The sequence below is a fragment of the Oribacterium sp. HCP28S3_H8 genome (genome assembly GCF_052064775.1).
GTDB lineage: Bacteria > Bacillota > Clostridia > Lachnospirales > Lachnospiraceae > Oribacterium.
Window position 1 is genome coordinate 76,800 of sequence record NZ_JBQHUZ010000002.1, and the last position, 21,463, is coordinate 98,262.

The window sequence follows — 21,463 nt, forward strand, 5'->3', positions numbered from 1 at the left end:
TTACCACCTTTATCTGTTGCTTTTTATATTGCCTACAGGATCTCAGAAGCTTTTTGCGGCTGCGCGAAGCCGGCTCAGCTCGCTGTTTACCGATTGCACCATATACTGGTACTGATAGGCGTTTCGTACAAGATCGACCTGTTCCTGATCCATATCCACATTATTTCCGTCAAGACGAGTGGACTCATTGCTTGTGGTATGGATTGAGGCACGATTGTCCCGGATGGCCTGTTCTACTGCGTTTGCAGTTCTGGGAGAGTTTTGCGCAGCGCAAATACTTCGACTCAAAGTGTCCTCAAATGTCATGTACTGTGATTTAAATCCGGGAGTGTCAACATTCGCAATGTTGTTTGCCGTAATCTGCTGGCGGCTCCAGATATAATCCAAAGTCCGTTCTGTGAGATTTACGCCGTTTCCATATAAATTAACCATGCTGCTCCTGTATCAGCCGTCCCTGGCAATCATTATTTTGAGATCCATCTCAGTAAATATATCGATCCTTTTTTTGCTTATATAAGCGTAGAACTCTCAAAATTTCATTTGCATCTGTCTTATAGGAGCGAGAATACAGTCGATAACTATTGCATAAACATTTTATAGTTTAACGGATTTCATAATCCAATATCATAATTAAAAGCGAGGAGTACAATGAAAAAGTCAAAGGATCATAAGAAGAGCTTTTGGAAGGACATGAGTGTCGGCAGACGTCTGGCCGCGTTTATTTCGGTCGTGGTACTTGTCTGCATGGCTGTACTTACCTTATATGTAAGCATGATTTCAAAAAAGGCGATCAATGATAAAACAGATGATGGGATGTATGGATACAGTCAGACCAATGTCAAGGCGCTGGATGCAATCATGAAGCCGACGCAGATCATGGATCGTGTTGTGAGCGCTGCTGTTGCGGATCGCTATGCTGTTGATGACAGTATGGATCCGCAGACGGTTTTGAGCCGTGTTTCTGGCGGCATGCTTACGGAAAGCCAGAGTAAAGCGGAAAACACCATACTGAATGTAATCCTGTCCGCAGTAGAAAAGGATGAAAACATTATTGGCGCCGGTGTGTTTTTTGAACCGGGAGCATTTGGAGGCAACACTCCGGTGTATGCGCCTTATGTCAATAAAGAGGATCTTGAGAGTGGAGAGATTGAGAACCTTCCTTATGACAGCTATGCCGGCGAGGATTACTACACAACTCCCAAAAGTACCGGAAAAATGGGATTTTCAGATGCATATGTTGAGGATGGGATCAATATGGTCAGCGTATATTATCCGCTTACAAATGCATCCGGAGATTTTGTCGGAGCACTGGATGTGGATTATGATACCAATGTTTTTGCAGTAATCGATCAGAAAAACAGCAACTATCCGTCCATGTATGTCAATGTTATCAATGCCAATGAAAGCATACTTTATTCTACACATACGGATGCGATCGGAAAGAAGTTTAAGGATACTGTCTCGGAAGATGCATATAAATTAATTTCCTCTAAGTGGGCATCCGGAAATATGTTTAAGGTGGAAACCGATTCGGGTAACGGAAAGGTGGTGCGGTTTTATGCACCTCTCACGATGGGAACTCAGACCTGGTGGGTACAGACCGCAATTTCAAGTAAGGAGTATAACGCGGCAGCCAATCACATTGCGGTGGCAATCCTTGTAGCAGCTGTGATCATAGTTCTTTTGCTGGCAGTATCTGCAAGACGTGTTATCAAAAAGGCATTGAAGCCGCTTGAAAAGATTGATCTTGCGGTAGAGCAGGTTTCCAAAGGAAATTTCAGTAATGTGGATCTGGTTTATCTCCGAAATGATGAAATCGGAAGAATCACCGCCGCAGTACAAAGCGTGATTACCCGGATCCAGAGCATTATCGGGGATCTGGATGAAAAACTCGAGGATGTAGCTAAAGGCCATTTTGACCTTGATCTTACCGATCAGGACAATCGATATATTGGAGATTATGCGCCGCTGCTTAAGTCTCTCACAGATATTACTGAGGATCTGAATACAACCATGCTGGATATCCGCGAATCCTCCCGCCAGGTAGCGAGTGGTGCGGATCAGGTTTCCGGAGGTGCGCAGGAGCTGGCACAAGGTGCGACAGAACAGGCATCCTCGGTAGAGGAGCTGTCTGCAACAATGAATGATATTTCCGCAAAGGTGACAGAAACTGCGGATAAGGCCAGACAGGCAATGGAGATCAGCGATCAGGTGGGTAATTCCATGCAGATCAGTAATGAGAAGATGGATGAGATGTCAGATGCTATGACAGAAATAACCGGAAAATCCACGGAAATTTCCAAGATCATCAAAACCATAGATGATATTGCATTCCAGACGAATATCCTGTCTCTGAATGCGGCAATTGAGGCGGCACGCGCAGGTTCTGCGGGTAAAGGTTTTGCAGTTGTTGCGGATGAAGTAGGTAATCTTGCCAAGAAGTCGCAGGAGGCCGCACAAAATACTGCGCATTTGATTGAGGAAACCATAGCCTCCGTGCAGAAGGGTGACCGGATTGCAAAAGAAACAGCAGAATCTCTGCACAATGCGGCAGACAGCGCCAAGCAGATTACAGGATTGGTTCAGCAAATTTCCAGTGCAACCGGAAGTCAGGCAGATGGTATCCGTCAGGTAACCCAGGGCATAGATCAGATTTCTTCCGTGGTACAGACGAATTCCGCTACGGCTCAGGAATCTGCAGCTGCGTCTGAGGAGCTTTCCGGACAGGCTAATACGCTGGAAACACTTGTGAGTAGATTTCGCTTGAAAGAGGATGCACATCCTTCAGAAACATCGGATGCGCAAGATGGAGCATCTGATTTGGAAAAGCATGCTTCAGCAGGGACCACAGATATGAGAGAATATGAGGAGAAAAAATCTAGTGTAAATTCACGTGATTTCACTTATGATACTCAAAATTATGCCGATAAATATTAATGTGAGAGCAATATAGCTTTTCACAAACATCCCCAGAATAACCGCCGCACTAAGTGCTTCCCCTAAAGCACGCGGCGATTTTTTTGTTATAAAAATGCAGCAATATAAAATGATCGAGTCCTGATAAGAAGTATCAGGACTCGATCACTATGTTTGCACGGTCGATTTCTGTAAGATTGTAGACGTTACCGGAAGTGAGTCCGACAACTACAGGACGGAGGGGATATCCAGGGGTTCTGCGAACGACTCTTGCAAGTTCTCCATTACTGAGAAGTAGGGTGGAATCCACAGGGTATGGAACTAATGCTTGGAGAAATGCTTTCAGTACGTTTTCATCAAGCTCGGAAATCATACCGTACATCATTTCAATAGCTTCCCGTGGGGTTTTTGCCTTTTTATAGGGTCGTTCTGTGACCAGGGCGTCATAAATATCTGCCACAGCAAGAATTTTGGCATAAGGATGGATCTCATTTTTTTTAAGACCTAATGGATATCCGCTGCCATTTAATTTTTCGTGGTGCTGCATCATGGCACGCGCTACAGACCTTGGAATTTCATGATTATTTTCCACCATAGCATAACTGAAATAACTGTGTTGCTTCATGATCTTGAATTCTTCATCTGTAAGCCGCGCCGGCTTATTGAGGATTTCCGGTGGAATACGGGTTTTGCCAATGTCGTGAAGGAGACCGGCTTCCCCGATTTCATAGATTTCCCTGGTGGAGTAATTCATCTGCTTGGCAATCATCATGGATAGTACAGCGACATCGATACTATGCTTATAGGTGTATTCATCAGAAATTCTGAGGTCATTTAAGTTAATTGCCACTGCATTATTACTTTCGATTGCTTTATAGAGATCTTTTGTGACATCAGTTGCAGCCATGGCAATCTCGTGTGGACTGCTGAAACGATAAACCTTTTCAATATCCTGCGCAAGCTTCTTGCGTGCATGCTTGCTAAGAGTAACCTTTGGCGGGTCTCCTCTTCTTAACTCACGGATTGTATGCAGTATAGCAGGAGATATTTTTTGTTGCGGCTTAAGATCTTGAGTTTTACTCAAAAACAGAATGGGTATTGCTTCGATCCCATATTTTTTCAGGTTCTCGATGATGTAGGCATTAATTACAGCACCTCTTTCCACAAGATGACGCCCTAAATTGTCAAGGACCGGACCACCACAGATCATACCTTCTTTTATATTTTTTATTGGAATAAGTTTTATTTCTGACATGATTTCTCTAGCCTGTAAAGGCTCTGTTATCTTACATTGCTGCACCTATTGGATGTATCACACTAGACAAACAATAAACAAAGGATATAATTCTGCATTTCTCTATCAAATATAGATATATTTCGGCATATTATGATCAAAATATAAGTACCTGGACAAAATTTTTTATGCTTTATCAGATGAGTGAAAAATAGTTATAAAATTGGATAAATCTGCCGAAGTTTAAAAAGAAACAGCAAAAGAGGGACAAATATGAAAGAGCCATGGTTACCAAGGATAATATACAGTACGGCAGTGTTTATGGTATGCTGCCCTCTTTTTATTCAAGCGGAGGAAAGGGAGACAAGCAGTGCTGTGATTTCCAGTGAGATGAGTTCTCCGCCGGCGGAATCGGGCATCATAGAGGCTGGTTCTGAAACGGAGAGCATTGCTAATGGAGAGACTTCCGGAGTGGATCCAGAACAAAGTGACGGGGAGCAGTACAAAGACTATTATGTGCTTGTTACATCAGATGATGGTGTTTCTCTACATCAGGATGCATCAAACAGTAGTCCGCTAAGCATTAATATTCCGATTCCTAAAGGTACGCTTTTACATATAACCGAGGAAAAGCAGGATGCAGAAGGTAAGATCTGGGGATTTACCCAATATGCGGATCTTAATTCGGGGTATTTCTGGACCGGAGCAGCATCTGCGGTTCAGATTTCCACCGGAAAAGAGCAGGCGGAAAAAAGGATGAAAAATGGAAATGCATGGGGAGACAGCTTTGTCCCGGTAGATGGGGCAGGCACTCCGATTACATTTAATAGTATCCCTGAAGAAGCTGTAGAGGAGGCTGAATCCAGGCAAAACGAGGAGAGTATACAGCCGGAGACGGATGCTGACACAGAGGAAACGGATGCAGCAGATGGAGCAGTTAGTAATGGAAATGATCAGCAACAGAGTGGTGACGATAATAATACAGATGAAAACACTGTAAATATTGCAAGTGATGTTCCGATCAATAAGAAGGGTAAATTCTCTATTGCCACGTTTGGATTTGGATTTTTGTCTGCAATTGGCCTGGAGGCAGTGATTGCAGGATTAATGATTCTTTCCAGGAAATTCCGGGGTAAGAGTAGTGGGAAGTTTAGGTTCAAGATCGGAAGAAAAAAGAAGAGTTCATATCAGAATATCTGATGTGAGATGTACATGTGAAAAGTTTACTTCCAGTCTGACAGCAGATTTTGTCTGATTAGTTGTTCCGAATCAGCTTAGGCGAGAGTTTGACTTCATCAGGGTCAATGCGCCTAAGCTGTAGTTTTTTTAAGACTTCCTCGCTGTATGCTTCGGCAGAAACATTATAGGGTGTACTTCCATTCAGGCTTTTACTTGTAACCTATAATACGTTATAATTTAGACACAACAAATAATCTATGAATGCCTGATCAGGCTTATACCTGGGCAGATAAAGAAAGAAGACAATGAGCAAGACATTAGTAGCGTATTTCAGTGCAAGTGGTGTGACTGCCAAGGTTGCAGAGAGGCTGTCGCACGTGTATAAGACCATGCTGGAGGACATGAACAGCATGTATCTTTCTGATTTATATCAAGAGATGAAGGAGCAAATCAGTAGAGATGAGTCAGGAAATTAAGATCAGAAAGCTTAATACGGAACAAGAGCGCTTTCAGGCGGAACGCTTGCTTGCGACATCTTTTTTGCATGATTGGAATGAAAAAGAGGCGCAGGAAGCCGCAAGGAAGCCTAATGGTGATGTCTTTGCAGCGTTTGGAGAGAATGGGAATATGATATCCGCGACCTTAGTCCTGCAGCGTGCATCCACATTTGAAGGAAAGGTTGTTTCCTGTCCGGAATTTCATATGATTGGAACGCTTCCGGAAGCAAGGGGAGCAGGTGCGGTTCGGACATTGCTCGGTTCCATTTTACGAGAGCACGCATCAAAAGGCGAGCTGTTTGCGGTACTGATTCCGTTTTCATTCGCATTTTACCGGAAATATGGATTTGAAGTGGCTTCGGAGATACTTGCGCAGGAGGCGGGGATTGAGCAGTTTGCCTCGTTCCGGCAGGAGTTTGAGGCGGAGCAGATCCTCTCGCAGAAGGATGTGGATGAGGCCAGGCAGCTTTATACCGATTTTATGGCAAAATACAATCTGGCGGACCTTAGGTCAGAGGAGGACTGGAAGTATCGCGGAAGCGGAGAGTTTGGAGAGCGAAGCTGGGAGTATGCGGACAAGACGCATTATTCCTATTTGTTCCGGGATGGAAATGGCAAGCCGGCGGCATATTTTACCTTTGCATTCACGCATGGTGCGGATGGACCATTTACCGGCACGATGCGGGTTACGGAGTTGATTTTTAACAGTCCGGAAGCGCTTTGCAGTGTGTTTGGGTTCTTTTATGGTATGCGCGCCAAAATTACGGATGTCAGCCTTGAACTGCCGAGGGATGTGGATCTGAGTCTGCTCCTGCCGGAGTGTGACAGCGTGAAGCGTCGGCTCAATGGCTATTTCATGGCAAGAATTTTGAATGTTGATAAGGTGCTCGCAGCGCTGTGTCAGCCGAAGGGAGAGGGTAAGTACAGCATACATGTTGTGGATCGTTTCCTCCCGGAAAATACCGGAACGTACGATGTAAGCTATCGTGATGGAAGGACGATGGAAATTACCAGAGGCACGGAGTCTGCGGATCTGGATGTTACGGTGGAAACGCTCTGTCAAATGGCGGTAGGGCTCAGTGACTTGGGAGCTGCGCTGTACCGCGAGGGCACGATTCTGCGATCCAATCGGGATGTGCTGGAACAGGTTTTTGTCAGGAAGCCCTTGTTTCTGAGGTAGAAGTATGGCACGGCAAAACGTTTTTGATATGAAGCTTTCAAAGCTCTATACTCTGCTTACAGCCAAAGCGATTAAAAAGGGTAGAAGTAAAGCTGAGGTGGACAGAGTGATTTCCTGGTTGACAGGCTGGGATATGAGCCGTCTCGATATGGAAATGCCATATGGGGATTTTCTTGCGAATGCGCCTGCCTATTGCAGTCAGGTGCTTCTATTGAAACTGACTTTCATTAATATAGATCCTAGTCCGATGGATAATAAGGTATTTGATACGAAAACAACGAGGTAAGGCATGATTTATATATTTGCGGCGCTCTATGCGGAGGTCAAACCTCTGATTGAAGCTCTGCAGCTTAAGAAGCGGATGGACAGCAGCCATTTCCAGCAATTTGCATCCCGAGACGGAGAGCTGCTGCTTACGCTGACGGGTGTAGGGATAATACCCGCGGCGGCTGCGGTGGGAGCTGTGCTGTCGCAGGGCAGGGCAGGCGCGACGGATCTGCTTCTGTCGATCGGAAGCTGCGCGGATTTGAATGCTTCAGACATTGCTAAAACCCCGGGCACCAAAACGTACCTGCTGCATAAGCTGATAAATGAGAGCACCGGACGCAGCTTTTATCCGGATATTGTGCTGGATACGCAGATCCCGGAAGCCACCTGTATTACCGGAGCCAGGGTTCTGGAAAGTCCGGCAGTGAAACCTGGCCCGCAGCAATCATGCGAGGACAGGATCGGCACAGAACTCCAGGACCAGTCGATCACCAGCACTTCTTTACATAAAAGGCTTACGTCTGCTAATGAAATGTACATAGCGGAGGAAGCTGCATTGCAGGTCAAGCAGATGGAGTATTATGAGCGAGAAGCCTTGGCTGGAGCCGGTCCACTTCTCTACGATATGGAGTCTGCCGCGATTTATGAGGCGGGATCTATTTTTCTGGGACCGCACCAGATGCATTTTTTACGATTTGTGACGGATACCGGCGCAGAGCAGGTTACCCGGCAGCAGCTTGAGGCGAGAGCCGGGGAGGCAGCCGGAACCATTCTTTCCTATATTAAAAAGCTTCAGGAGCTCATGGGAATGCTTCAGGCGCGGCAGACCATCCAGACACAGGAGCAGGAGATGGAAATTTCCAGGCTCGGAGAGGAGCTGCACTGCTCCACTGCGATGTATTATGAGCTAAGGCAATATCTTAAGTTTGCGATCCTATCGGGACTTCACTGGGAGAGTATGGTGGATGAACTCCGCAAGACAGGGAAACTGCCGACAGGAGACCGGAGAGCAGGGAAGAAGGTGCTGAATGAAATCAAACATGCAATACTCGGATAGGGCGGGGAACTGTCTGATGAAGCCGTTCTCCCATATCTACGTTGAGGACAGAGTCCGGGTTTTGAGCCGTACCGCAGAGATCCTTAAAAAATTCCCCAATGCCAAGGTCATCCCGATCCATCATTATAAGGACGTTTTTAACCGGCGGAAACAGAATTACCATCTGCAGCATGAAACGCGGGCGCTGATCCTTGCATGTAAGGAGGGACAGCTTGTGTATCCCGGCGCGCCGGTCTGCCAGAGCTTTGGAAACGAGCACTTTTATTACAGCTCGTCCATGATGAACTGTGTCTTTGACTGCGAATACTGTTATTTAAAGGGGATGTATCCGTCCGGAAATATTGTACTGTTTCTAAATCTTGAGGATATCTTCCGGGAGGTGGAAACGCTGCTTCAGAAGCATGCAGTCTATCTTTGTGTGTCCTATGATACGGACCTCCTTGCGATGGAAGCGTGCACAGGCTATGTCCGGGAATGGACCAGATTTACGGCGGAGCATCCGGGGCTCTCGATTGAGATCCGCACCAAAAGCGCCGCGAATTTTTTCTGGGATACAGCGACCTTATCTGATCGGAATATTTTTGCCTGGACCTTGTCCCCTGAGAGGATCATACGGACTTACGAGCATGACACGGGAAGTCTTGCAGGCAGGCTCGCAAGCATCCGGCGGGGGCTGGAGCTGGGATTTCCGGTGCGGCTCTGCTTTGATCCGATGCTGTACTGCCCGGACTGGAAGGAAGCCTATGGCAGCATGCTGGAGCAGGTAGCGTGTGCGATACCCATGGATCGGATCCGCGATGTCAGTGTCGGATCGTTCCGGCTGTCGCAGGAGTATCTGCAGGCAATGCGGAAAAATATGCCGGATTCAGCCGTGGTGCAGTATCCTTATGTGAATGATCATGGCGTCTACCATTATCCTGAGGAGCTTACGGAGGAGATGGAGCGGTTTCTCGTGGACCGGCTCCGGCAGATGGTCCCGGAGGAGCAGATCTTCCGCTGGGAGAATTCGGACGATCTGACATAACGTTTCGTGCAAGCAAGCAGAAAATGCAGCTGGTAGAAAATGTAGTCAGCAGAAAATGTAGACAAAATGCGCTAATAGAAAATACAATAAGAAAAGACAGCAGGGTGGTGCAGCTACTGCATTAAGTACAGGCATCATAATATCGTAAGGCATTATAATTAATATAGTAGGAAACATTTTATGGAAATGAAAGATAACAATATGGATTTCAATACAGCAAAAATCTGCGTGGCGGGCATCGGCGGCATCGGTGGTATGCTTGCCGGAATGCTGGGCAGAAAATATGACAAGAATCTGAGCCTCATTGCGCACGGCGAGCACCTTAAGAAGCTTCAGCAGCAGGGAGTAATTCTGCACAGTGATTTTTATGGAGACAGTGTAACGCATCCGGCAGTAGTGACAGAGCAGGGAGAGGAGATCGGAACTCAGGATTTTATCTTTGTCTGTGTTAAAAATTATTCGCTTGAGGAGCTTGCCGGGCAGCTTCGCCCTGCTGTGGGACCGGACACGGTGCTGATTCCGGTCATGAATGGCGTAGAGCCCGGAGATCATTTGCGGAAGCTGTTTCCGGAGGCGATCGTCGTGGATGCACTGATTTACACGATCAGCGCGGCAGAGCCGGATGGCTCCACAAAACAATCCGGTAAATATACACATATCTTCCTTGGGAGCAAGGAGCAGGATGCCCGCCATGTAGATGCGTCCAAACAGGCATATGCATTGCTCAAGTCCTGTGGCTTTGATGCTCGCTACACAGAGGATATCGAGAGCGAGATCTGGCAGAAGTATATCCTGAACTGTGGATTTAATACGATTACAGCACGATATCTGATTTGTTCAGGAGATATACGGAAAAATACTAAGTACCAGGAGGATCTGCATGCCATCTTACGAGAGGCGAATGCGGTCGGCCTTGCATTGCACGTCCATCTCCCGGAGGGACTCGCGGACACCAAATTTCATTTTGTCATGACGGCACAGCAGGATACGGCAACGAGCTCGATGCGGAGAGATGTGGAGGCACATCGCAGGACGGAGCTGGATGCCTTCCTCGGTGCACTGATCCGGAAGGGTAAGGAAACAGGAGTCCCGACGCCGGTTGCAGCCAGATACTATGCAGAGCTGAGTGAAATTATCGACGGGTATTTAAAAAAATAAAAAGCAGAATCATAGGCAAAATAAAAACCAATGATCAAAACAAAATTATAACGTAGACGATAATCGGGATAAAGCAAAATAAAGCAAAGTCTTAAAATATAAAAGTTTTGTTAACAAGATTGACACCGGATATTCCCGGTGTTATTCTGTATCTTACAGTTAGCACTCTATAATACTGATTGCTAACAAAAACATTATTTAGATAGACAGAAGACAGGAAGCTTATGAGCATCAGAGATGGAATTGGACGTTTTACGGCAGAAATTATAAAAAAAGCATCCGGCAGGCGAAGCTATACCGTCATACAAGCTAAAGATACAGGAGGACATGACATGACAGTAATACCCGTATATAATGTGCTGGTTTTACCGCATTCCAATACATATTTTCAAACCGCAACCTTCCGTGCTCTGGCAGGAGACAAGACGCAGCAGGGAGATGATATTATCTTTGTGATCCTCAGGAAGGAGCAGGCACTGAATGAGATCACCAAGGACAGTTTTTATCCGATTGGTGTTGCAGGTACGGTACAGGAGATTTCGCAAGAGGGTTATGTTGTTATCAAAACAGAGGACCGCGTAAATCTCGACGAAATCATCATTCACGAGGATCACAGCATAGAAGTCAGCGGTTCCCGTCTGTATGATGTTATGGATCTGGATCCGGAGGAGAGTCATGTAAAGCTTCAGAAGATCAAGGAGGATTTTAAGGAGCTGGCAAGCAGGTTCCGCTGGGGCAGCGTGATGCAGACCTATATCGACCAGTATACAACGATCGAGGAGGCGGCAGCGATTCTGAGTCCGTGGCTCACGATCTCAAATGAGGAACGCTACAACGTCCTTAAGGAGGATCGCCAGTCGGTTCGCTTTAAAATGCTGGAAAAGATCATCTATGAATATATCGAGGTGACCAAGGTTACTACCGACGCGCAGTCCGCGCAGCAGGAGGATTATCAGAAGCTGTACCGGGAGCAGGCGCTGAAAAAACAGATTGATTATCTTCAGAAGGAGCTGGATGAGATGCATCCGGAGCAGGTTTCCGATGTCCGGAAGTTTGAGTTAAAGATCCAGGAATCCGGTATGAATGAGGATGCCAAAAAGGAAGCCACCAAGGTGCTCAATCGTCTTAAGAACGATGGTCAGAACTCGGCGGAGTCCGGTATGTTATATGATTATCTGGATTTTGTGACAAATCTCTCCTGGAAAAAGGAACCGGCTAAAACAATTGATCTGGATGCCGCGCAGAAGATCCTGGATGAGGATCACTATGGTCTTAAAAAGGTAAAGGAGCGTATTATCCAGCAGATTGCGGTGATGAATCTTAAGAAATCCCAGTCCGGATCCATCCTGCTGTTTGTCGGTGCGCCTGGTACCGGTAAGACCAGTATCGGCAAGAGCATCGCAAAGGCACTGGGGAGGGAGTATGTCCGTGTGAGCCTCGGCGGTGTACGAGACGAAGCTGACATTCGCGGACACAGGAGAACCTATATCGGCGCCATGCCCGGACGGATCATGGATGGCATCTCCAAGGCGGGGGTATCCAACCCGGTGATGGTACTGGATGAGGTGGATAAGCTTTCCAGCTCATATAACGGAGATCCGGCGAGCGCACTGCTTGAGGTGCTGGACCCGGAGCAGAACAATACCTTTACGGATCATTACATGAATGTGCCGTATGATTTGTCGGATGTGCTGTTTATCTGCACAGCCAATACGATGGATACGATTCCGGCGCCGCTTCTTAACCGTATGGAGGTGATCCAGTTCCAGGGCTATACTCCGACGGAGAAGTTCCAGATTGCAAAGCAGCATCTGATCCCGAAGTCGCTTAAGGGAGTAGGTCTTACGCCTGAGCAGGTGACGATTTCAGATGATGCGCTGGATACCATTATCTCGGATTACACGAGAGAGGCCGGAGTCCGTGGACTTAAGAAGCGTCTGGATACACTGGCGAGAATTGCAGCAGTGCGTTCTGTCCGCGGTGAGGGAGAGACGGTTCAGGTTACCAGAGATGATCTTAGAGAATATCTGGATATGTCGCCGCTCCCGCATCAAAAGGTTAAGGAGCAAAGCAAGCCGGGTGTGGTTACGGGACTTGCCTGGACGCAGGTTGGAGGTGAGATTCTTTATATTGAAACCTTGTTTACCAAGGGTTCAGGTAAGCTGATTATCACCGGGCAGCTTGGTGATGTCATGAAGGAATCCGTGCAGATCGCGGTGAGCCTTGTGAAATCCATGTATCCGGACAAGGCAGAGGTTTTTGAAAAAAATGATCTGCATATCCATGTGCCGGATGGTGCGACACCGAAAGACGGTCCGTCCGCAGGCATCACCATGGCAACTGCGATTGCATCCCTGGTATCCGGAAATGCGGTGGATCCGCATATCGCAATGACCGGAGAGGTTTCTCTGGAGGGTACCGTTAATCCGATCGGAGGACTCCCGGAAAAGCTGATGGCGGCACAGCGCGCGGGTGTCACACGGGTATTCATCCCTAAGGATAATGTCAATGATTTACGGGATGTCGCAGAAGAAGTGAAATCCAAGCTGGAAATTATTCCGGTAACAACGGTGGAGGAAGTGCTGGAGCAGACCGGCGTAAAAAAGGCTTGAAACAATGAGCCTTGAAACAATGATAGTAAGAGCAGTGGAGAAATCCATTGCTCTTTTTTTGCGTCTGAAATATAATTTTTTTGCATGCGGTTTTTGCAGGCAAATTGCCATGCACGGCAAATTTATATATTGAGAAGGTAAATATGCGAGTACAAGGATATAAGGAGAAGAATTTTATGAAAACAATTTCGCTGCGCAGAGTCATTGGAATGATTATAGGAGTCATCATTATATCACTTGGCATCGCAATCTTTAAGGAGTCACATCTGGGCAATGACTCCATCAGTGCATTGAATCTGCGTATTGCGGACTTGCGGGGAGTTTCCTTCGGCGTACAAAACATGACGATTAATGTCGTATTTCTGATGATCGAGTTTATCTTTGGGCGGAAATATATCGGGCTTGGAACTCTCGTCAATGGAATCGGCGTCGGTTATATCGTGACGTTCTTTTCCGGATATCTCACCCAGTGGTTTGGCACATTGCAGTCTTTACCCGTACAGCTTTTATTTGTCGTGTTGGGCGTACTTGTGACTTCGCTGGGGGCTTCCCTTTATCAGACGGCAGATCTGGGCATTGCACCTTATGACTATCTGTCTCTGGGATTAAGAGACTATACGCCATTTCCATATTTTGGATGCCGAATCTTTACCGATGCACTCTGTGCCTTGCTCACATTTCTGCTCGGAGGACTGGTTGGAATTGGTACACTCGTATGTGCGTTCTGCCTCGGACCGTTTATTTCTTTCTATAATAAAGCAGTTTCGGAAAAAGTACTTCGCTATACACCCGGAGGCCTGGATGCAGCCGATATGAGTTCAAAGAATTGAACATTTGTCAAGCTATAAATGCAAATTATAGTGAAAATTAGCAAAAAATTAGAAAATCAGAGAAAATCTTAAAAAAGTCTCTGCTTTCCTGTAAGAATCGTTTAGATAGTTTTTAGGCTGAGTTATCATTTTAGTCATATTTAAAACGTAAAGTAAAACCTCGAAAGCGAGGTTTTATGGTTTTTACAGAAGACACAACAAGAAACGAAGTAATAACACGAAACATTCCTACAGCCGGAAGCATCTTTTACCGGTCTTTGATTGGTATCGTTTTTGGCTTCATGGCGCTCGTTCTTATGGCGCGACCGGCAATGGCAGACACCAGATCAGCTTCAAGTATGCAGCTTCTGGAGACATCTATTAAAAATGAAATATCTGATAAGGTTGTAAAAACGGCAATCAAAGCACAGAATGCGGCTGCGATCGCAGAAGCCAAGGCGGCACAGGAAGCAGAGGCGGCGGCGAAGCTTAAAGAGGAACAGGAAGCTGCCGCAAGAGCGCAGGCAGAAGCAGCAGCCAAAGCTCAGGAGGACCGCAGAAATGCAGTTGTAAGCTTTGCCTCTCAGTTTATTGGAAATCCCTATGTATATGGAGGGGTATCTCTTACGCATGGAGCAGACTGTTCCGGCTTTGTCATGAGCGTATATTCGCATTTCGGCATTTCCCTGCCGCATAGCTCGGATGCCATGGCAGGTGTAGGTTCCAGAGTATCCGGCGGTCTTGCCAATGCACTGCCGGGAGACATTATTGTATATGACGGACATGTGGGCATCTACCTTGGCGGTGGCAGGCTGCTTAGTGCACTAAATTCCCGAAAGGGCATTACGATCAACTCCGCAAGCTATAAGGCGATCGAGAGCATCCGGAGAGTGCTGTGATTTTATAAGTGCGTTGAATGCAGATGATCATAAATATGCTTAGTTAGAGCAGGCGGTAAAACTCTAAGCCTTTAAAACTCTCAGTTTTTGCTATATCTCGACACCAATTAACGGAAACATGATATATTAAAAATGACTGCGGTATCTGTCTGGGAATCAGGGACAGATACCGCAGTCATTTTATATTCAGCATATATCGCACAAGCTTATACAGCAGGCTTAAGCCTCAAGAGTTTTCTCTTGCTTCATATCGGCGATATGATGTTTTTCCTTATATCCAGTAAGAATTAGGGTAAGCGCGCCGTCGCCGGTGACGTTGCAGGCGGTTCCGAAGCTATCCTGCAGAGCAAAGATTGTAAGCATCAGGGCGGTACCAGCGTCATTAAAACCGAGAACTCCGGTGATCAGTCCGAGAGAAGCCATTACCGTGCCACCCGGAACGCCAGGAGCTCCTATGGCAAAGATGCCAAGCAGCAGGCAGAACAGAATCATAGTGCCCGGAGCCGGTATGGCGCCGTAGAGGATCTTTGAGATCGTCATGACAAAAAATACCTCGGTGAGTACAGATCCGCAAAGGTGAATGTTGGCAAACAGCGGGATGCCGAAGTTGACCATATCATCTGACAGTGGTGGCTCTGACTTCTTGGCGCAGCGGAGCGCAACTGCGAGTGTTGCTGCGGAAGACATAGTTCCGACTGCTGTGATATACGCAGGTCCGTAATTTTTAAGGACATTGAGCGGATTTTTGTGAGTATACGCTCCGGCAATACCGTACAGCAGGGTAAGCCAGATATAGTGTCCGATCATGACGATTACGATAATCTTAAGGAATACCGGAAGCTGCTTTGTAATTGTACCCTCATAGGATAGTCCGATGAAGGTGACCAGGATAAAAAATGGCAGAATCGGAATGATGATCTTGGTTACGATGGAGAGTACGATATTCTGGAACTCCTCGAGCAACCGGATGGTTTCTTTAGAGTTTGTCCATGTTGCAGCAAGTCCGAGCAGCATAGAAAACGCAAGCGCACTCATTACGCTCATAATCTGCGGAATGTCCAGCTGAAATGCCGGAACCGGAAGTTCTCGTAAGCCTTCAACGCTGCTTACAATGGAGAGATGCGGAATCAGCGCGTAGCCTGCGGCGGTGGACATCAGCGCTGCGCCGAGCGATGAGACGTATGCGATACACACTGCGACCAGAAGCATTCGCGAAGCATTGCGACCCAGCCTTGTGATAGACGGAGCAATGAAGCCGATAATAATCAGCGGAACGCAGAACATAATCAGCTGGTTCAAAACATATTTAATGACAACGATTACCTGCATGACAGTCTCATTCAGGACCTGTCCGAGCAGGATACCGGCGACAACTGCCAGCAAGAGATGAAATGGCAGACTGTGCAGAATGCCACTCTTACTTTTTGTACTACTCATAATTTTTCCCCTCCTAGGTGTTTTGTTAGAGTATTTGCTTTGTTTGCTGAGCTTATCCATGGGTTTTTGGGCTGCATGGATCAATTTTAATGAACAAATCTATGCTTACTGTCCGATCATGATTTTAATGATCTCGTTATTGGTTTCGCGCATGCCGTCTTTGCCGAGACGTCCGACATTTGCAAGAGTATTTTCAATACCCTTGGTGACGATGCCGTCGCCGCCGTGGAACTGCTGCCCCTGCAGATACATCTGCCAGCCAAGGATCCCCGCATCTACAGCAGAAGCGATCTTAGCGGCACAGGATGCCTTAGCACCATCGCAGACAATGCCGGAGACAACCGCAAGCGCGTTGACGACGGTGTGGATGATTGTCTCATAATCTCCGCCGCAAACATAGGCGATACCGGCACCGGCGCCGGATCCGGCATTGACCGCACCACAGAATGCAGATAGACGGCCAATTGCGGATTTTTCATGGATTGCTGTGAGGTTTGAGAGTACCAGAGCCCGATAGAGCGTTTCCTCACTGACCTTTTTTTCTCTTGCATAGACAATGACCGGAACGGATACGGTGATTCCCTGATTGCCGCTGCCACTGTTTATGATAACCGGCATTTCACAGCCGTTCATCCGTGCATCAGAGCCTGCTGCTGCCATTGAAATCGCCTGGCTGCGGACATCACTTCCGTAAGAATGCAGGATAACCTTGCCGATATTTGCGCCGTAATTGTTATGGATTCCTTCCTCGGCAATCGCCATATTGAGACGGATCTGTGGTTCGATGATTCCACGGATATCCTCAATGTCTACGGTTCCGGCAAAATCCCAGATATCCTTCATATTGAGCACGTCCCTCGGTGTCATACCCTTGTCATCATCGTTTTCTACCGGGATGTCTTTGATGATCTCACCATTACGCTCCATATATACGATATTTGTGTGGAAGTTAGCGATGCGCACCTTGGAATATGCGGTACCATGGTGAAGCGTGACCACAATGTCAAAGGTGAGTGGTGTTTCAAGACAGCTGACCTTGAATTCTGTATTTTTAAGATATGTCTGGATTTCCGGAATCTGCTGCTCCGTAATATCAGAGAGCACCTGGAGCTCTTTGTCCGGGTCTCCGGCGACAATACCTGCAGCAACAGCAGCCTCAATACCCTTCATATGTCCTGTGTTAGGGACAATAACGGATTTTACGTTTTTGATAATGCTTCCGCTGGCACCGACCTCAACACGTTCCGGGCGCACGCCGAGCAGCTTCCGGGCAGCCGCTGCCGCATAGGCAAGCGCAATCGGCTCTGTACATCCCATCGCCGGAATGAGTTCTTCCTTCAAAATGCTGATATATGCATTATATTTATCATCCGTTTTTAGCATGAATTAACCTCCTTCTATCAGCCTGGATGGAAAAGATATACAATTTCTTGCAACTTTCATAGACTTTATGTATCATAAATAAACAATTAAGTGAAATGAGCAGATTTCATTCACAATATGAATATTTTTTATATCTAGTAGAAAGACAGGTAATATCAATGGAAATCAGGTGTATGCGCACCTTCCTTATGGTCGCGGATCTCGGAAGCTTTTCCAAGGCGGCTGATGTGCTCGGCTATACGCAATCAGCAGTCACGGTCCAGATCCGGCAGCTGGAGCAGGAGCTTGGGCTGCCGCTTTTTGATCGGAACGGCAAATGTGTTACGCTCACGGATGTTGGCAGATCGTTTTATGATGGAACTATGCAGATTGTCAATGAAATGGATGAACTGATAGATAGTACACTTTCATCTAAGGAACTATGCGGAGAACTGCGGATCGGCACAGTCGAGTCAGTCTGTTCCAGCATTTTGCCGACCGTGCTTACCAGCTTCAGCAAGACCTATCCTAAGGTCCGGGTGAGTGTTGAAATCGGATCTCCGGGAGAGCTGCTTGACCAACTGGACAAAAATCTTTTTGACGCAGTTTATCTGCTTGACCAGGGGATCTATGGTTCTAAGTGGACTACGATTCTTGCAAAGCCGGAGGAAGTGATTTTTGTGGCATCCCCCAACCACCCGCTTGCCAGGCAGCAGCGGATTACTCTGGACGAAGTCATTGCCTGTCCTGTAATGCTGACCGAGGCTAATGTGAGCTATCGCCGTGCGCTTGAGAACTATCTTGCAGCAGAGGGTAAGGACATCAGGACACATCTCTCCAGTGCAAGCACGGATCTTATTTTAAAGGTACTCTGCCTTGGCGGAGGTGTTTCGTTTCTTCCGGAATTTACCGTCCGTAACATGGTGACATGTGAAAGTCTCAAAGTGCTCAACATTACGGACTTTCATTTCCGGATCTGGAGGCAGATTCTCTGCTCATCCAGGCGCCATATCTCGCGGGAGATGCAGGCATTTTTTGATATTGCGGCACCAGAATGGAAGAATTTGCTTACAAATAAAACTTGTGAATGAGAGTGAAGCTTAAAAAAAATACGTCCGCAGGAGGCATGAACACCTTCTGCGGACGTATTTTATCAATTTCGTTTTGGCAGAACCAAAAGTCTTTTACTGCAGCATTTCAGCGGGTATGAATATCTCTCATCCCGGGTACATCCCATTACTCTGCAAGGGAACCCATCGGATCCCATGGCTTCAGTACGATCGGATCCTGATCAAATGCTTTTTTCTGCTCCTCCGAGAAGTACTTCCGGTGTAAAAGGATCTGGTAGGCAAATTCCGAGAACCACTCATCGCTCATGACATAGTAGCCATCCTTGCCACGGTCCTTGCCCCAGGAATTTTCCACCTTCCACTTTACTGGTTTGCCATCGGCATCGAGATCCACACCGGTGATAACCATTGCATGTGTCATCAGACTCTCATGGTAATCAAGACGCTGTGCTTTGGTGAGAGGGAAGCTTGTGTTAAACAGAGCATCTACGGCCAGGCTGTCCTTTGACAGGAATCCCTTGGCACGATCAGAGAACTGTCCTACATCCGAGCCGAACCAGACGCACTGGTTGTCCTTTAACTGCTTGATGGCAAGCTCCTTAAGCTCCGCCATGGGAAGATTTAAATACTTCACCGGGTATTTTCCGCCGCGGACAGAGCCGAGATACTGCACGGTATAGGTTTTGCCGTAGGGCTTGTCCTTTGTCGGAGCGTTGATTACTGTAACATAATCATTTAAGTCCCAGCCGACGTATTCCTCAAAAAATTCCTGTGGGCTTACATCCTGTAAACGGATAAACTTTCCGTCCTTGTCATAGGTCTCCCAGTCAAACTTCACAGGCGGTTTGCCGAGCGCAATGCAGAGCATCCGGAAAATGGTCTCCATCATCTCATCCTTCAGCGCCCGGAGTCCGGCAAGGTCCATCCCCTCGCTATGACGGGTACGAAGAGTGCAGGCATATTCGCGGAGCTTACATGTGAGGTATTTACGCAGCTCGGCTGTGTTTTCCGAAACGGCTGACTCCGGGTACACATCCTTTGGAACCACGCCGTACTTTGCAACCAGGGAACGGAACATGTCCCACTGTCCGCCGTCACCGACCGGGTCCTGCAGCAGGAAGCTTACTACGCGGCTGTCCTCCGGCTCATCCAGAGTTTCCAGGATGTTTTCCAGGAGATAGTTGGATTTCTCGAGCTTATCGTAAAAGAGCGGATAGGCCTGGGAGAGCTCTGTGTTGGGGAGGTTTAAACGCTTCATGACCTCAAGACGCATCACGTTAAGGCTTGCAAACATCCAGCACCTGCCTGAATGTTTCTGATCGCAGACATCCCCGGAGTCTACGGTAATGGAGAAGGCATGCTGAAGCTTACCTGCAGCATCATAGCGCAGTGCGGAGTTAACGATACCGTTGTGGACAACTGCATTCATCGCAACTGTATTGACAGGATCCTTCTGAAAGGCAGCAGCAAAGGAATCAAGATCGGTGACAGAAATGGATTCGTTCATGAATTTACTCCTTCATTTAATATTTGACATTGCCGACAGACTGGTCAGCATTTAATATTTTACTTCATATTCATTTAATGCTAGTATGAAGTTGTCTTAATGGATTATAAGCTATTTATAGAGAGGTGGAAAGATGAGCAGTGTAAATTTACGTAAGGTAGCCATGATCGGCTGTGGATTTGTTGGTTCGGCTTCCTGCTTTGCACTCATGCAGAGCGGACTTTTCTCTGAAATGGTTTTGCTGGATATGGATCAGGACAAGGCAGAGGGAGAGGCGCTGGATATCAGCCACGGACTTCCGTTTGCCCAGCCAATGCAGATTTATGCAGGTGGATATGATGACATCAAGGACGCGGCAATTATTATTGTATCCGCGGGTGCCAATCAGAAGCCGGGAGAGACCCGTCTCGACCTTGTCAAGAAAAATGTAGGAATTTTCAAATCCATCATGCCGGAGATTAAAAAACGTGACATCGGAGGTATCCTGTTGATCGTTGCCAATCCGGTGGATATCCTGACCTATGCGGCAATTCAGCTTTCCGGACTGCCGGAGAACCGGGTGTTTGGTACCGGTACGGTTCTGGATTCTGCAAGATTACGGACGATCCTCGGAGAGCATCTCGGTGTGGACAGCCGTTCGGTACATGCATCCATCATCGGAGAGCACGGAGATTCCGAGATTGCGGCATGGAGCAGTGCCAATGTTTCCGGCATCCCGATCCGCGATTTCTTTGAAATGCGGGGCTTCCATGATGTGGATGAATATCTTGCCAAGACGGCAGAGGATGTTAAAAACGCGGCATATGAGATTATCAAAAAGAAGCATGCGACCTATTATGGCATTGCCATGTCGGTGAGAAGAGTATGTGAAGCCATCATTCGCGATGAAAAGTCGATTCTGCCGGTATCGAGCCTGATTTACGGAGCATATGGCATCGAGGATGTCTGCCTCAGTATGCCGGCGATTGTATGTAAGACCGGTATTGAGACACTGGTGCCGATTGAGCTTTCTGCTAAAGAGCAGGAGGCACTCAGAAATTCAGCGGATACGCTTAAGCAGGTAATCCGTGACTCGCTGTGAATTTTGATTTATGTAGCCTGCAGGCCAAGACTACAGTGATATGAGCTGCATTGACCTGCACGGCTTGTGGACCAGCGAACAGCGCAGAAAGGTTTATCCCGGGAGTGATTTACCTCCTGGGATTTTTTATGACCTGCAGGGCTTGCGACGGTTTTCCTACCCGTTCTTTCTTTT

18 protein-coding genes and 1 pseudogene are annotated in these 21,463 nt (G+C 47.1%); 13 read left to right on the top strand and 6 right to left on the bottom strand.

All coding sequences use genetic code 11. From position 1 onward, the window contains the following. Window positions 1–42: 42 nt before the first annotated feature. The gene (gene flgB / locus ACTNEN_RS02470; protein WP_441204483.1) at window positions 43–432 is read right to left on the bottom strand and encodes a flagellar basal body rod protein FlgB; all 390 of its coding nucleotides are present in this window, start codon (window positions 430–432) and stop codon (window positions 43–45) included. 216 nt (window positions 433–648) lie between these two features. Here flgB and ACTNEN_RS02475 point away from each other — a divergent pair, with 216 nt between their 5' ends. Further along, window positions 649–2,937: a methyl-accepting chemotaxis protein gene (locus tag ACTNEN_RS02475; RefSeq protein WP_441204484.1), complete on the top strand. Its 2,289-nt coding sequence runs from the start codon at window positions 649–651 to the stop codon at window positions 2,935–2,937. Window positions 2,938–3,070: 133 nt separating this feature from the next. On the opposite strand, the gene ACTNEN_RS02480 is transcribed toward ACTNEN_RS02475, so the two are convergent. Then, a complete protein-coding gene (locus ACTNEN_RS02480; protein WP_441204485.1) occupies window positions 3,071–4,171 on the bottom strand; it encodes an HD-GYP domain-containing protein in 1,101 nt (366 codons plus the stop codon). 252 nt (window positions 4,172–4,423) lie between these two features. Between ACTNEN_RS02480 and ACTNEN_RS02485 the strand changes: the two genes are divergently transcribed. Continuing rightward, entirely contained in the window at window positions 4,424–5,350 is a 927-nt protein-coding gene (locus ACTNEN_RS02485) for a hypothetical protein (protein ID WP_441204486.1), read from the top strand. Window positions 5,351–5,405: 55 nt separating this feature from the next. Here the strand turns inward: ACTNEN_RS02485 and ACTNEN_RS02490 are convergent. Continuing rightward, window positions 5,406–5,540, bottom strand: a pseudogene (locus ACTNEN_RS02490) (IS30 family transposase); the annotation flags it as partial. Window positions 5,541–5,634: 94 nt separating this feature from the next. Here ACTNEN_RS02490 and ACTNEN_RS02495 point away from each other — a divergent pair. The 9 genes from ACTNEN_RS02495 to ACTNEN_RS02535 all read left to right on the top strand — a co-directional run bounded on the left by ACTNEN_RS02495 (window position 5,635) and on the right by ACTNEN_RS02535 (window position 14,832). Further along, window positions 5,635–5,805, top strand: coding sequence for a flavodoxin (locus tag ACTNEN_RS02495; protein ID WP_441204487.1), 171 nt, complete (start codon window positions 5,635–5,637; stop codon window positions 5,803–5,805). Continuing rightward, window positions 5,789–7,006: a GNAT family N-acetyltransferase gene (locus ACTNEN_RS02500; protein ID WP_441204488.1), complete on the top strand. Its 1,218-nt coding sequence runs from the start codon at window positions 5,789–5,791 to the stop codon at window positions 7,004–7,006. Before ACTNEN_RS02495 ends, ACTNEN_RS02500 begins: the two co-directional genes overlap by 17 nt. A 4-nt stretch (window positions 7,007–7,010) precedes the next feature. Beyond that, window positions 7,011–7,292: a DUF2200 family protein gene (locus tag ACTNEN_RS02505; protein ID WP_441204489.1), complete on the top strand. Its 282-nt coding sequence runs from the start codon at window positions 7,011–7,013 to the stop codon at window positions 7,290–7,292. Between the two features lie 3 nt (window positions 7,293–7,295). Continuing rightward, entirely contained in the window at window positions 7,296–8,330 is a 1,035-nt protein-coding gene (locus ACTNEN_RS02510; protein WP_441204490.1) for a hypothetical protein, read from the top strand. Further along, the gene (locus ACTNEN_RS02515) at window positions 8,302–9,354 is read left to right on the top strand and encodes an SPL family radical SAM protein (RefSeq protein ID WP_441204491.1); all 1,053 of its coding nucleotides are present in this window, start codon (window positions 8,302–8,304) and stop codon (window positions 9,352–9,354) included. Before ACTNEN_RS02510 ends, ACTNEN_RS02515 begins: the two co-directional genes overlap by 29 nt. 180 nt (window positions 9,355–9,534) lie before the next feature. Continuing rightward, window positions 9,535–10,512, top strand: a complete 978-nt coding sequence (locus ACTNEN_RS02520; protein ID WP_441204492.1) for a ketopantoate reductase family protein — start codon at window positions 9,535–9,537, stop codon at window positions 10,510–10,512. A 332-nt stretch (window positions 10,513–10,844) separates the two neighbouring features. Next, window positions 10,845–13,124, top strand: a complete 2,280-nt coding sequence (gene lon, locus ACTNEN_RS02525) for an endopeptidase La (protein ID WP_441204493.1) — start codon at window positions 10,845–10,847, stop codon at window positions 13,122–13,124. A gap of 176 nt (window positions 13,125–13,300) precedes the next feature. Further along, window positions 13,301–13,954, top strand: a complete 654-nt coding sequence (locus tag ACTNEN_RS02530) for a YczE/YyaS/YitT family protein (RefSeq protein WP_441204495.1) — start codon at window positions 13,301–13,303, stop codon at window positions 13,952–13,954. A 176-nt stretch (window positions 13,955–14,130) separates the two neighbouring features. Beyond that, window positions 14,131–14,832: a C40 family peptidase gene (locus ACTNEN_RS02535; protein ID WP_441204497.1), complete on the top strand. Its 702-nt coding sequence runs from the start codon at window positions 14,131–14,133 to the stop codon at window positions 14,830–14,832. A gap of 219 nt (window positions 14,833–15,051) precedes the next feature. Here ACTNEN_RS02535 and ACTNEN_RS02540 read toward each other — a convergent pair whose 3' ends face one another. Next, window positions 15,052–16,269, bottom strand: coding sequence for a dicarboxylate/amino acid:cation symporter (locus ACTNEN_RS02540; RefSeq protein WP_441204498.1), 1,218 nt, complete (start codon window positions 16,267–16,269; stop codon window positions 15,052–15,054). 105 nt (window positions 16,270–16,374) lie between these two features. After that, window positions 16,375–17,652 carry an L-cysteine desulfidase family protein gene (locus ACTNEN_RS02545; protein ID WP_441204499.1) on the bottom strand — a complete coding sequence of 426 codons (1,278 nt, stop codon included), beginning with the start codon at window positions 17,650–17,652 and terminating at the stop codon, window positions 16,375–16,377. A gap of 158 nt (window positions 17,653–17,810) precedes the next feature. On the opposite strand from ACTNEN_RS02545, the gene ACTNEN_RS02550 reads away from it, so the two are divergent. Further along, window positions 17,811–18,722, top strand: coding sequence for a LysR family transcriptional regulator (locus ACTNEN_RS02550; protein WP_441204500.1), 912 nt, complete (start codon window positions 17,811–17,813; stop codon window positions 18,720–18,722). A gap of 145 nt (window positions 18,723–18,867) precedes the next feature. On the opposite strand, the gene ACTNEN_RS02555 is transcribed toward ACTNEN_RS02550, so the two are convergent. Next, window positions 18,868–20,208: a C1 family peptidase gene (locus tag ACTNEN_RS02555; RefSeq protein ID WP_441204501.1), complete on the bottom strand. Its 1,341-nt coding sequence runs from the start codon at window positions 20,206–20,208 to the stop codon at window positions 18,868–18,870. Between the two features lie 133 nt (window positions 20,209–20,341). On the opposite strand from ACTNEN_RS02555, the gene ACTNEN_RS02560 reads away from it, so the two are divergent. Continuing rightward, the gene (locus tag ACTNEN_RS02560) at window positions 20,342–21,289 is read left to right on the top strand and encodes an L-lactate dehydrogenase (protein WP_441204502.1); all 948 of its coding nucleotides are present in this window, start codon (window positions 20,342–20,344) and stop codon (window positions 21,287–21,289) included. Window positions 21,290–21,463: the final 174 nt, after the last annotated feature.

Bases quoted from the DNA above. Each gene is read 5' to 3' on its own strand.
- flgB (WP_441204483.1), bottom strand. From the start codon at position 432: ATGGTTAATTTATATGGAAACGGCGTAAATCTCACAGAACGGACTTTG.
- ACTNEN_RS02475 (WP_441204484.1), top strand. From the start codon at position 649: ATGAAAAAGTCAAAGGATCATAAGAAGAGCTTTTGGAAGGACATGAGT.
- ACTNEN_RS02480 (WP_441204485.1), bottom strand. From the start codon at position 4,171: ATGTCAGAAATAAAACTTATTCCAATAAAAAATATAAAAGAAGGTATG.
- ACTNEN_RS02485 (WP_441204486.1), top strand. From the start codon at position 4,424: ATGAAAGAGCCATGGTTACCAAGGATAATATACAGTACGGCAGTGTTT.
- ACTNEN_RS02495 (WP_441204487.1), top strand. From the start codon at position 5,635: ATGAGCAAGACATTAGTAGCGTATTTCAGTGCAAGTGGTGTGACTGCC.
- ACTNEN_RS02500 (WP_441204488.1), top strand. From the start codon at position 5,789: ATGAGTCAGGAAATTAAGATCAGAAAGCTTAATACGGAACAAGAGCGC.
- ACTNEN_RS02505 (WP_441204489.1), top strand. From the start codon at position 7,011: ATGGCACGGCAAAACGTTTTTGATATGAAGCTTTCAAAGCTCTATACT.
- ACTNEN_RS02510 (WP_441204490.1), top strand. From the start codon at position 7,296: ATGATTTATATATTTGCGGCGCTCTATGCGGAGGTCAAACCTCTGATT.
- ACTNEN_RS02515 (WP_441204491.1), top strand. From the start codon at position 8,302: ATGAAATCAAACATGCAATACTCGGATAGGGCGGGGAACTGTCTGATG.
- ACTNEN_RS02520 (WP_441204492.1), top strand. From the start codon at position 9,535: ATGGAAATGAAAGATAACAATATGGATTTCAATACAGCAAAAATCTGC.
- lon (WP_441204493.1), top strand. From the start codon at position 10,845: ATGACAGTAATACCCGTATATAATGTGCTGGTTTTACCGCATTCCAAT.
- ACTNEN_RS02530 (WP_441204495.1), top strand. From the start codon at position 13,301: ATGAAAACAATTTCGCTGCGCAGAGTCATTGGAATGATTATAGGAGTC.
- ACTNEN_RS02535 (WP_441204497.1), top strand. From the start codon at position 14,131: ATGGTTTTTACAGAAGACACAACAAGAAACGAAGTAATAACACGAAAC.
- ACTNEN_RS02540 (WP_441204498.1), bottom strand. From the start codon at position 16,269: ATGAGTAGTACAAAAAGTAAGAGTGGCATTCTGCACAGTCTGCCATTT.
- ACTNEN_RS02545 (WP_441204499.1), bottom strand. From the start codon at position 17,652: ATGCTAAAAACGGATGATAAATATAATGCATATATCAGCATTTTGAAG.
- ACTNEN_RS02550 (WP_441204500.1), top strand. From the start codon at position 17,811: ATGGAAATCAGGTGTATGCGCACCTTCCTTATGGTCGCGGATCTCGGA.
- ACTNEN_RS02555 (WP_441204501.1), bottom strand. From the start codon at position 20,208: ATGAACGAATCCATTTCTGTCACCGATCTTGATTCCTTTGCTGCTGCC.
- ACTNEN_RS02560 (WP_441204502.1), top strand. From the start codon at position 20,342: ATGAGCAGTGTAAATTTACGTAAGGTAGCCATGATCGGCTGTGGATTT.